Annotated in this window: 9 protein-coding genes; 2 read left to right on the top strand and 7 right to left on the bottom strand. The window is 52.0% G+C overall.

The annotated features are described in order from the left end of the window. Window positions 1-23: 23 nt before the first annotated feature. Both ybaL and fsr read right to left on the bottom strand, forming a co-directional pair. Window positions 24-1,703: a YbaL family putative K(+) efflux transporter gene (ybaL, locus tag HV261_RS20295; RefSeq protein WP_202039274.1), complete on the bottom strand. Its 1,680-nt coding sequence runs from the start codon at window positions 1,701-1,703 to the stop codon at window positions 24-26. Between the two features lie 225 nt (window positions 1,704-1,928). Beyond that, window positions 1,929-3,149 (bottom strand): fosmidomycin MFS transporter, encoded by a 1,221-nt coding sequence (gene fsr / locus HV261_RS20290; protein ID WP_202039273.1) that lies wholly within the window; start codon window positions 3,147-3,149, stop codon window positions 1,929-1,931. A 173-nt stretch (window positions 3,150-3,322) separates the two neighbouring features. Here fsr and ushA point away from each other — a divergent pair, with 173 nt between their 5' ends. Further along, window positions 3,323-4,975: a bifunctional UDP-sugar hydrolase/5'-nucleotidase UshA gene (gene ushA, locus HV261_RS20285; RefSeq protein WP_202039272.1), complete on the top strand. Its 1,653-nt coding sequence runs from the start codon at window positions 3,323-3,325 to the stop codon at window positions 4,973-4,975. A 107-nt stretch (window positions 4,976-5,082) separates the two neighbouring features. Here ushA and ybaK read toward each other — a convergent pair whose 3' ends face one another. From ybaK to copA, 3 genes are all read right to left on the bottom strand, one after another. Continuing rightward, on the bottom strand, window positions 5,083-5,562 hold the full coding sequence (gene ybaK / locus HV261_RS20280) for a Cys-tRNA(Pro)/Cys-tRNA(Cys) deacylase YbaK (RefSeq protein ID WP_137384598.1): 480 nt from the start codon (window positions 5,560-5,562) through the stop codon (window positions 5,083-5,085). Window positions 5,563-5,763: 201 nt separating this feature from the next. Beyond that, window positions 5,764-6,558: a TraB/GumN family protein gene (locus HV261_RS20275; RefSeq protein ID WP_202039271.1), complete on the bottom strand. Its 795-nt coding sequence runs from the start codon at window positions 6,556-6,558 to the stop codon at window positions 5,764-5,766. Window positions 6,559-6,712: 154 nt separating this feature from the next. After that, entirely contained in the window at window positions 6,713-9,217 is a 2,505-nt protein-coding gene (copA, locus tag HV261_RS20270) for a copper-exporting P-type ATPase CopA (protein ID WP_137384596.1), read from the bottom strand. Between the two features lie 297 nt (window positions 9,218-9,514). Here copA and HV261_RS20265 point away from each other — a divergent pair, with 297 nt between their 5' ends. Further along, window positions 9,515-10,267: a type VI secretion system-associated protein TagO gene (locus HV261_RS20265; protein ID WP_199953282.1), complete on the top strand. Its 753-nt coding sequence runs from the start codon at window positions 9,515-9,517 to the stop codon at window positions 10,265-10,267. Window positions 10,268-10,331: 64 nt separating this feature from the next. Here the strand turns inward: HV261_RS20265 and HV261_RS20260 are convergent, their stop codons facing one another. Together HV261_RS20260 and HV261_RS20255 are read right to left on the bottom strand one after the other, a co-directional pair. Next, window positions 10,332-10,583: an Ogr/Delta-like zinc finger protein gene (locus tag HV261_RS20260; protein WP_199953281.1), complete on the bottom strand. Its 252-nt coding sequence runs from the start codon at window positions 10,581-10,583 to the stop codon at window positions 10,332-10,334. Between the two features lie 45 nt (window positions 10,584-10,628). Beyond that, entirely contained in the window at window positions 10,629-11,867 is a 1,239-nt protein-coding gene (locus HV261_RS20255) for a phage late control D family tail protein (protein ID WP_416054666.1), read from the bottom strand. Window positions 11,868-11,905: the final 38 nt, after the last annotated feature.

Here is an 11,905-nt window from a genome sequence, read left to right as displayed (position 1 = left end):
ATAGCGCTATCCGGCATGTAACATTAACTGGCAGTAGCAACGTCACCTGCAGGCGGCGTTTCAATCAGCTCCAGCATAGTCCGGGCGATTTCACGTTCACCCATCACCACCTGATTGGCACCACGTTCAGTGATGTACTCAACCTCATCGTCATAATGGGCGCGGGCGATAATCTCAATCGACGGGCACTTCTGACGCGCACAAGCGACAATCTCACCGGCTTCATAACCATTGGGAATGGTCAACAGCAGCCAGCGTGCGCAATCCAGATGCGCCAGATTCATAATTTCTTCGTTAGCCGCATTACCGAGTACGGCACGGATCCCACGTTCACGCAGCTCATCCACGCGGGTGCGTGATGTTTCAATAACGACCAGCGGGATACCCGCCGCCATCAGCTTTTCACCTAACAGGCTGCCGACACGACCAAAACCGACCAGCAGTGCATGATTACAAATATCAACCGGGATCTGCTTCTCTTCTTCGATAGCCTCTTCCAGCGTCTGCTCTTCCAGCGTTTCGGTTTTGGCGAGATATTTCTCTAATACAGCAAACAGCACCGGGTTGAGCATAATGGAGAGAATCGCCCCTGCCAGCACCAGGTTTTGCCCGGCTTGGGGTAACAGGTTCAGCGCCATACCGAGGCCCGCCAGGATAAAGGCAAATTCACCAATCTGCGCCAGGCTGGTAGCAATGGTGAGCGCTGTACGCTGAGAGTGCCCAAACAGGCGTACCAGGAAGTAGGCGGCGACGGATTTACCGAAGATAATAATCGCCAGCGTGCCCAGCACGGCCAGAGGCTGCTGGATCAGGACTAACGGATCGAACAGCATACCGACGGAAACAAAGAACAGCACGGCGAACGCATCGCGTAGCGGCAGGGTATCGTGCGCCGCACGGTGGCTCAATTCTGACTCGTTCAGCACCATACCGGCAAAGAAGGCGCCCAGAGCAAAGGAGACATCGAACAGCTCTACTGCGCCAAAGGCGATACCTAATGCGAGGGCGAGGACTGACAGGGTAAACAGTTCGCGGGAACCTGTAGCGGCGCTGCGGGCCATAATCCACGGCACCAGCCGGCGACCCACCAGCATCATAATGGCGATAAATGCCACCACCTTACCGATGGTAATGCCCATATCGACGGCCAGCGAAGTAAAGCCGACGTTTTCTTTTTCCAGCATTCCGGCGACAGCAGGCAGAAGAACCAGCGTCAGTACCATCATCAAATCTTCGACAATCAGCCAGCCAATCGCGATTTGCCCGCGCTGGCTATCAATGAGCTGCCGTTCTTCAAGCGCACGTAACAGCACCACGGTACTGGCGGTTGAAAGACACAGCCCAAAGACGATACCGACCATCAGCGACCAGCCCATCACCGCTGAAAGCGCCATACCCAGTAGCGTCGCCACGGCGATTTGGGCGATAGCGCCGGGAATGGCGATGGACTTTACCGCCATTAAATCCTTCAAGGAGAAGTGCAGCCCCACGCCGAACATCAGTAGGATAACGCCAAGCTCCGCCAGTTCAGGTGCAAGCTTGGTATCAGCAACAAAACCAGGTGTAAATGGACCGGCCAGAACGCCCGCTAACAGATATCCCACCAGGGGAGAAATACGTAGTTTATTGGCAAGCATGCCTAATATAAAAGCGAGCACAAGGCCGCCGACAATGGTGGTGATAAGCGGGGTGGCGTGATGCATTCCGTCTCCTTTGGTTGCTGTGTTGATCCTGAAAACCCAAATTCCGAGTAATAGTTTATGACAATTTTAATGTTTATGTTTATGAATAATTATTGAATTTTGATGAAAATAGGATTTTAAGCGTAAAAAAGCACGGATCGGAAAACTACGGGGGGATGTATGAGGCAAAGGCTGATGGTCACTGTAAGTGATGACGGCCAAAGTTTACTTTTGGCCGTCAGAAAATCAGGCTTTATGTCGGTTATCAGGTAAGAATATGGTCAGTATCCCCAGAAGAGGCAGGAAAGCACATATTTTATAGACCAAATCGATACTGGTATGGTCGGCAATCAGCCCTAACACCGCGGCACCCAAGCCGCCCATGCCGAAGGCGAAACCGAAAAATAGCCCAGAAACCATACCAATACGGCCCGGAAGCAGCTCCTGTGCATAGACCAGAATGGCAGAAAAGGCCGATGCGAGGATAAAACCAATGATCACGGTTAAAATCCCAGTCCATTCAAGGGTCGCATAGGGCAAAATGAGGGTAAACGGCGCTACGCCGAGGATAGAGCCCCAAATAACATATTTTCTGCCAATCTTATCGCCTAATGGCCCACCAATTACCGTCCCGGCCGCAACGGCAAACAGGAAGGCAAACAGGTGGAACTGAGCATTTTGTACCGATAATCCGAATTTTTGCATCAGATAAAAGGTGTAATAGCTACTGATGCTCGCCATATAGAAGTATTTGGAGAAAATCAGCACCAGCAGAATCCCCACCGCCAGTACCACTTTATTTCGTGGTAGCGGATTGACGATGGTGACCTTCGGCTTTCCTTTACTCATCCGATGTTGTGCGGCGTACCAACGGCTAATCTGTGCCAGTACCACAATCGCCAGCAGGGCCGCCAGTACGAACCAGGCCACATTGCCCTTACCGTATGGCGCGATGATGACAGCGGCCAGTAGTGGCCCCAGAGAACTACCGAAGTTACCACCGACCTGGAAAATAGATTGAGCCAGCCCATGACGGCCACCGGAGGCCATACGTGCCACGCGAGAGGATTCCGGATGGAATACTGAAGACCCGGTACCGACCAGCGCTGCGGCGAGCAAGACCATATGGAAACTGCCTGCCATCGCCAGTAGCACAAGCCCACTCAGCGTGAAGCACATTCCAATCGGTAGCGACCATGGCATTGGGTATTTGTCCGTCCAGTAGCCGACAACCGGTTGCAGCAGCGAGGAGGCGAGCTGGAAGGTTAGCGTAATCATCCCTATCTGCATAAACGTCAGTGAAAACTCTGACTGTAAAAGCGGATAAATCGCCAGAATCAGCGATTGGATCATATCGTTTAGCAGATGAGAGAGACTGATCGCCCCTAAAATGCCAAATGAGGTGCGTGCTTTAGCAACCGACGCTGACGCGCCAGCCACTGGCTGGGTTGGTTCACTTATTGCCATAGAAAGTCACTTCTGTTTGGGTTGCGATTATGAGGGTAATCTAATTTGTTATTATTACTTGCCTAACATACCTGCGGAAGGTATTTGAAGGAAGTCTCATTTCTGAAAACATTTTCGACTATTATGTCATATCATTGTAATTTCAGTCGTTGATATTGGCTCAGGGAGAGTTCATGAAATTTTTAACACAGGGTGTGGCGCTGGCGTTCTTGGCCGCATTTGCGCTGGCAGGTCAGCCTGCTCAGGCGTACGAAAAAGATAAAACCTACAAAATTACCATTCTGCATACCAACGATCATCACGGTCACTTCTGGCGCAGCGAATACGGGGAATACGGGCTGGCGGCGCAAAAAACGCTGGTGGACGGTATTCGTAAAGAGGTCGCTGAAGAAGGGGGAAGCGTACTGCTACTTTCTGGCGGTGATATTAATACCGGCGTACCGGAATCCGATCTGCAGGATGCGGAACCTGATTTTCGTGGGATGAACCTGATTGGCTATGACGCGATGGCTGTTGGCAATCACGAATTTGATAACCCGCTAACCGTGCTGCGCCAGCAGGAAAAATGGTCCAAATTCCCGTTTCTCTCGGCCAACATCTATCAGAAAAGCACTGGCGAACGCTTGTTTAAGCCGTGGGCTATCTTTAAGCGCCAGGATTTAAAAATCGCTGTTCTGGGTTTAACAACCGATGATACGGCGAAAATTGGCAACCCCGAGTTCTTCACCGATATTGAGTTTCGCCAACCTGCGGAAGAAGCAAAGCTGGTTATCCAGGAACTCAATATGAACGAAAAGCCAGACATCATCATTGCTACCACACATATGGGGCATTATGACAACGGCAATCACGGTTCGAACGCACCGGGTGATGTGGAAATGGCGCGTAGCCTGCCCACCGGGGCGCTGGCGATGATTGTGGGTGGTCACTCACAGGATCCGGTGTGCATGGCATCGGAAAACAAAAAGCAGGTTGATTACGTACCGGGTACGCCATGTGCGCCGGATAAGCAAAACGGTATCTGGATTGTGCAGGCGCATGAGTGGGGTAAATACGTTGGCCGGGCGGACTTTGAATTCCGCAACGGCGAAATGAAAATGGTCAACTACCAACTCATTCCGGTAAACCTGAAGAAAAAAGTGACCTGGGATAACGGTAAAAGTGAGCGCGTACTTTACACCCCAGAAATTGCTGAAAACCAGCAAATGCTGTCGTTACTGACGCCATTCCAGAATAAAGGCAAAGCGCAGTTGGATGTCAAAATTGGCAGTGTAAATGCGCGTCTGGAAGGTGACCGTAGCAAGGTGCGTTTTGTGCAGACCAACATGGGGCATCTGCTGCTCGCTGCGCAAATGGCACGCACTGGCGCTGATTTTGGCGTGATGAGCGGTGGTGGCATTCGTGATTCCATCGAAGGCGGTGATATCACCTATAAGAGTGTGCTGAAGGTACAACCGTTCGGCAACATCGTAGTGTATGCCGATATGAGCGGGAAGGAAGTCATTGACTATCTGACCGCCGTGGCTCAGATGAAGCCAGACTCGGGGGCGTACCCACAGTTTGCCAACGTCAGCTTTGTGGCGAAAGACGGCAAGCTCAACGATTTGAAAATCAAGGGTGAACCGGTTGACCCGGCTAAAACGTATCGCATGGCAACGCTGAGCTTCAATGCCACCGGCGGCGACGGCTATCCGCGCATTGATAACAAGCCAGGCTATGTGAATACCGGGTTTATTGATGCGGAAGTGCTGAAAGAGTACGTGCAGAAAAACTCACCGCTGGATGCCAGTATGTATGAGCCGAAGGGTGAAGTTACCTGGCAGTAACAGGGCGGAGCGCCGGATGGCGGTGCTTGCACCTTATCCGGCCTACAAGTCACACTGACCTGTAGGCCTTAAAGCTGCGCGCCATCAGGCAATCATTATAAAATCGCTTAATCGCGGCGTGCGATGTCGGCAAATTTCGCATCCAGAATTTTCGCCAGATCGTTCGCCGCCAGTTCAATATCCAGCCCGCGTTTGCCGCCGGAAACATAAATAGTGTCGAATGTCTGGGCGGGGGCATCAATCAGCGTTGGCAAACGTTTTTTCTGCCCAAGTGGGCTAATACCACCGACCAGATATCCCGTTGTGCGTTGCGCAACCATTGGGTCGGCCATATCGACCTTTTTGGCGCCCAGCGCCTTCGCGACCTTTTTAAGATCCAGCTGTCCGGCTACCGGGGTGACGGCAACCGCCAGATGTTTCATATCGCCATTCACGGCAACCAGCAGCGTTTTGTAGACCTGATCCGCATTCAGCCCTAATTTACGGACCACTTCGTCGCCAAAGTTGGTCTCGGACGGATCGTGATCGTAGGTGTGGATCTGAAAAGAAATTTTGTTTTTTTCGAGTAGCTTAACGGCGGGTGTCATAGCAATTTTTCCTGGCCCAGACAAAATACACCATAAGCATACGCCTGATGGCGGTGGAAAAAATAGTACCATCTTGCGCAATAGTATTGGCAGGATGACGACTTTGAGCGACAATCGACCTACACCGATGCTTTAAGCGTCGGCATAATAATAATGATGAAATTCCTCTTTGACGGGCCAATAGAAATATTGGCCATTTTTTTATCGCATCATCTCCGGTAAGTTTCCCTCCCCATACAGATGCAGTGCGCCCACAGCGACCACATAGTGGCCCGCAGGCATTGCCTTGAGTTTGTCCCGCCAGGCCTCATTACGCTGGTGCATGAGTACGTCATATAACGACTGGCTGAATGTGTTGGGTAATGTGAGTTCGCCATTTTGTGGTGGTGATTCAAGCCACCAGCCCATCATTTGTTGCAGCAACCTGGCGTTGGTATGCCAGTGCGTCAGGGTATCGTCGAGCAAAGCCAAACCGTTATCAGGCAATTGGCATAACAGGTCGATTTGGCTGGAGGCGCCTTCCAGTTCAATAATGGGTTTTTGCGCCTGTTTAGCCGCTTTGAGCAGTTGGTAGTCAATGCCATATTCCGCCCGTAATCCCAGCTGTTGCGCCTGCGTGGCTTGTAAGATCATGGCTATTTGCCACAGGGGTTGAGTCGAAAACAAGGAAGGGGAAATACCAAGATCGGCAGAAACTTTTTGCAAATTGCGCAACTGCTCTTCGCTGATGCGTTCTTCCAGCGCGGCAAAAACCGGAAGATTGGCAAACGGCGCATCGTCACCGGAGACATCGGCTTCGACAATCAGTGCGTCAGCGCGGCTGAGTTTTTTCAGTAACCTGGCAGGCAGAGGGGCCATACCCCGGCTACCCATATGAATACTGCCAATCAGATGAAAATGGCGGTTGCCAGGCAAAGAGATATCGATGGCCGGCCAGGTATAATGGTTACCGCGCAGTGCAGACCATAATGCTTTTACCCGGTATAACAAATCCATACGGCCTCCCTTGAGTAGACTTCCATGCTAGCGCGTGGTCCAGGAAGGTGCAATCCGTGAATCGTTGAATGGCGACGCGAAATCGTCTTATCCGGCCTACATTATCACCTACTTTTTGTAGGCCGGATAAACGAAAGTGCCGTTTGGCAAAGGGTTACTCTTTCGGTTTAAAGCGCAGCAGTCGGTTGGCGTTGCTCACCACGGTAATAGAAGAGAGCGCCATCGCCGCTCCGGCAACGACCGGGTTCAGCAGGGTTCCGGTGAACGGCCACAGAATCCCGGCGGCAACGGGGATACCGATGCTGTTGTAGATAAATGCGCCGAGCAGGTTCTGCTTCATATTACGCAGCGTTGCCCGCGAGATAGACAGCGCATCAGCAACGCCCATCAGGCTATGACGCATCAGCGTGATCGCAGCGGTCTCGATCGCTACATCGCTGCCTCCGCCCATTGCAATACCCACATCGGCCTGGGCCAGGGCAGGGGCATCGTTAATGCCGTCACCGACCATGGCGACCTGACGTCCCTGGCTCTGCAGACGTTTAATTGCTTCCGCTTTACCGTCTGGCAGTACGCCGGCTATCACCTCATCAATACCTGCTTCTTTGGCAATGGCATTGGCCGTCGTTGGGTTATCACCGGTGAGCATCACCAGACGATAGCCGGCGCGGTGCAGACGCTGAAGCGCTGCCACGCTGTCGCTGCGCAATGGATCACGTACCGCTAACAAGGCTGCCGCTTGCCCGTCAATGGCTAACAGCACCGGGGTTGTCCCCTGGGAAGCCTGAGCCGTGATCTCGGCTTCCATTTCGGTGGTAACAACGTGCTGTTCGTTGAGCAGCGCCTGGTTACCCAGTAATAACGTATGGCCTTCAGCTTCCCCGCTGACGCCTAAACCGCGCAGCGTACGGAAACCATTGACTTGCGGCAACGTAACATCGCCCGCTTTATCCAGAATCGCCCGGGCCAGCGGATGGCTGGAACCCTGTTCAAGGGCGGCTGCCAGGCGAACAGCCAGCGCTTCGTCGGTATTGCCGAACGTTTTGATGGCGACAACCTGCGGTTTACCCTCAGTCAGCGTACCGGTCTTGTCAAAGACGACGGTATCAAGCGTGCTGGCGCGTTGCAGCGCATCAGCATCACGTACCAGCACCCCAAACTCAGCGGCACGACCCACCCCGGAAATAATCGACATGGGGGTGGCCAGACCCAGCGCACAAGGACAGGCAATAATCAGTACGGTGGTGGCAATCACCAGCGTATAAACAATTTGTGGCGCCGGGCCGAAAAAGTACCAAATTGCGGCACTCACCAGCGCAATCACCACCACCACCGGAACGAATACCGAGGAAATACGGTCGGCCAGCTTACCAATCTCGGGCTTACTGCTTTGTGCCTGACGCACCATGCGAATAATACGCGATAACGTCGTGTGGCTGCCGACGGCACTGGCGCGGAACAGTACGCTACCATCCTGAACTACAGTACCGGCGTGGACGCTATCACCTTCGCCTTTTTGTTGCGGGATCGGTTCGCCGGTCAGCATCGCTTCATCCAGCCAGGCCTCGCCCTGTGTGATTTCGCCATCTACCGGAACGCGATCGCCGGTAGTCAGACGTAGCAACATACCTGCCTGTACATCGGCCAGCGGCACGTTTTTTTCACCGTCATCGGTCACGACACGTGCGGTTGGCGGTGTTAAATCGAGTAGTTTTTCCAGCGCTTTGGAAGAGCGTTGGCGGGCGCGTGCTTCCAGCATATGGCCAAGGTTAATCAGACCGATAATCATGGCACTGGCTTCATAATAGAGATGCCGCGCTTCCATTGGGAACCATTGCGGCCAGAGGTTTACGCTCATGGAATAGAGCCAGGCGACCCCCGTGCCCAGCGCGACCAGTGTATCCATGGTCGCGGTGCCGTTCATCAGGCTTTTCCATGCGCTGCGGTAGAAATGACCGCCTGCGAAGACCATCACGGCGAGTGTTGCCAGACCAATTACCAGCCACAGGCTGCGGTTGTCGGCACTCACCATCATGTTATCGCCAATCATGCCCCATACCATGACCGGGACACCCAGCAACAGCGCAACCGCCGCCTGCCAGCGAAAACGTTTCATGGTCGCCACGGCGGTTTCCTGCTGGCGTTCGCGACGCTTCGCGTCGTCTTCGATCGCTTCCGCGCCATAGCCGGCTTTTTCTACCGCCTGCACTAATTCTGCGGCGGATGCACTGCCCATTACCAGCGCAGTGCGCTCTGCCAGGTTTACCCGTGCCTGCGTGACGCCCGGTACGCTTTGCAGCGCATTTTGTACGCGGGAGACACAGCTGGCGCAGCTCATGCCGTTTAACAGCAACTGTTGGCTATCATCTTCTTCAGCCGTAGCTGCCGGAAGCTCAGGGGGGACCGCTGCCAGTGCTTCCGACGGGATTGATGACTCCGCCAGCGGTTTAGCCTTTGGGTGGCTTAACTCCGCGCCATAACCGGCTTGTTTGATGGTTTCGATCAGCGCCTCGGCACTGGCGCTCCCGGTGACATGGGCTTCTGTCACAGTGACATCCGCGAGTTCCACGTCCGGGCGTTGTTCGAGACTTTCTTTAACGCGTTTTACGCAGTGACCACAGGACAGACCGTCCAGAGTCAGATCGATAGTTTGAGACATAACAAATTTCCTCTATGATTGGTCGGTAAACGTTGACCTTAGCAGTCGTTTTGACTAACTGTTATAAAGGTTAAACCTTCCATCAAGGGGAAGGTCAAGTGTTTAAATTGCTGATTGAAAGGGATTTTTAAAATCAGTGTCCACATAGCGTCCACACTTCGAAAAAAGTGTCTACAAAACAAAGGCAAAGCCTCGCAAAATCTGCGAGGCTTTTTTTTATTTCACCGGTTGACTCATTTTAGATAAAGGAACTATAAATGAGTGTTTTATAACCGTATGAAAATAAAGGATAGAAATATGAAAACAGGACTTTTACTCACAGCAACGTGCATTACCTCTCTTGTGTCTTCCGTCGCGTTCGCGGATGGTGGCACACGTACGGATTTTGTGGCAGCGAATCAGTGTCGAAGTCAACCTGATGACGTAAAGCGATTGGCATGTTATGACGAAGCTGTAACTCCGACGCGCACAAAGTCGCTGGAAAACTTTGAGAGTAGGGATCAATGCAAGGATGAATCGTCAGATGGAAAAAGACTGGATTGTTATGACAGGTTTTTCTCTCCAACATTTGCAGGTGCACAGGTTAAAAAACGAGATGATAATTCTGTTAGGGATGTTGGAAACTGGCAGACAGATATAAAAACGTCTCCGATTGATGATTCAAAAAACGTTATTATCTCACTCAATGGCAATGAATCGTTTAGAACGCCATTTGGTGAGACAACAACACCTACACTGTTTATAGCTTGCCGGGAGAAAAAAACAGAATTATTTATAGATTGGGATGTGTATTTGGGGTTGGATGAAACAACGATGCTGTACCGGTTAGACAAACAAAAAGCAGTAAATAAGTCATGGTCAATTTCAACGGATACAAAAGCTGTGTTTTATCGTGGAAAAACAATCGACTTTATAAAAAATCTCAGTTCCGGTCAGATGCTGTTTGCCCAGATAACCCCTTACAATGAGAATCCTGTAAGTACAACCTTCAATCTTAAAGGGCTTTCTGAAGCTCTAAAACCATTACAAGAGTCATGTGGCTGGAGATAATCGTAAGAACTCCAACACTTGCACTCTAAAACAAATAACCCGCCTATGTGGCGGGTTATTTGTTTTAGAGTGTCAAGTTTAGCTGGTCTCGTCCCCGGTGTGATGACGGAAAGGCATCATATGGAACGAAGCTATCAGGTAGCGGATTTTCTTTCTGTCGCCGGGTCAGGCGTTCCACGCTTTCCAGAGTGGAAAATCCAACGCCACATTCCAGGCTGTTACACTGATAAAACTTACGCCGGACGGTGTTGGTGTCATTCATTGGTGAACTGGTACGGATACGGGCTGACGCGCCGCAAATTGGACATCTGAACATAATGGCTCCCCCACGGGAGTTGAACTCCCGGCCATTGTATTCTGCTTATTCCGTTTCGGCTATCCATTCGGGTATTTTGGCCTCCAGCTCCAGCTGCGTAGTAAATCCACCGCTGTCGTCAATCACATGCTCCGCTTTTGCAATTATCCAGTCCTGGTTGTCTATTTCCGCTTTGAAGCCTGACACGGTGCCGTGCATTTCCGGGTAGAGGTCAGCGCGTCCACGCGCCAGGGTGATCGAGAATTCCGCCGCCCCCCGCTGAAGCTGCTGCCACTTAGCTGCAGCGGCACGCTTTGCTGCCTCTTCGTTCTGGTAAGTTTTCCGCAGGACATACACGTTACCCTCAGCCCCTTCCATATAGTCACCTTCGCGGCTGCTGCTCTTTTCTTTTTTTTCCTTTGACGGCTTTCGGCGTTTGACGCTTACCTTTTTCTTTTTGCCAAAATTCAGATCCAGCCAGTACGCCTGCACGCCGGTATAAGCTTGCCTGTCAGCAATTCGGAACCTGTGTCTATCTCCGTCGCTTCGCGTCAGCGCGAAAGAGGGCAACGCCTTACCGTCTGCTGTTATGCCGCCGCCCGGCTGGATAAATAACAGATAGCCATTTTTGACGGTGGCAATGGCTCCCAGCATGTCGGCCATCCTCGTTAAAAATGACATGTCGCTTTCTTCGGTCTGGTCAGCGTGGTCAATTTCGATATTCATCAGCATTTCACTGAGTTGCGCCTTCAGCTTATAGCGATGGGCGATTGCAGAGACGACGCGTTCTACCGTCACGTCATGCCATGAGGCTTCGCGCTTGACGTTAAATTCCTCCCTAAAATCGGCGCTGCTGGCGGTAATTTGCAGCGTATCGGGCGGGCCTTCGTGGGATATCTCATCCACGGTATAAAGCCCCTTGTATATCAGCGGCTCACCCTTCCAGCCCATCGATAAAGCCAGTTGTGTTCCGCGTGGCGGCAGCTTAACCATGCCGTCCGCATCATCTACGCTGATAGTTATCTGGTCGGCCTCAAATCCCCTGTTATCGGTCATCGATACCGACATGATCCGGTCATTCAGGTCAGGCAGTATTTCACCCCCTGCGGTGATGCTGTAATCGGGGATCTTTATCGCATCGTCCGGGTTGTCCAGCCCGCTGTTGATTTTCAGATTGAGTGTGTCGGTTAGTGTCATAGCGCCTCCGTTGCTCCGCATGATTTCACGCGCGCGCGGGAAGCGATAACCCCTTTTTGTTGTGGGCTGGCGGTCAGAATTGTTAATGCGTGAAGTGGCCTGGTGCATAGGGGATTATTGCTGCGAACTCAAACAACATAATGGTG

It is taken from the genome of Citrobacter sp. RHBSTW-00671, assembly GCF_014103415.1.
Classification (GTDB): domain Bacteria; phylum Pseudomonadota; class Gammaproteobacteria; order Enterobacterales; family Enterobacteriaceae; genus Citrobacter.
Note: the sequence above shows the minus strand (reverse complement) of the source record. Positions and strands in the feature narration are given on the sequence as shown.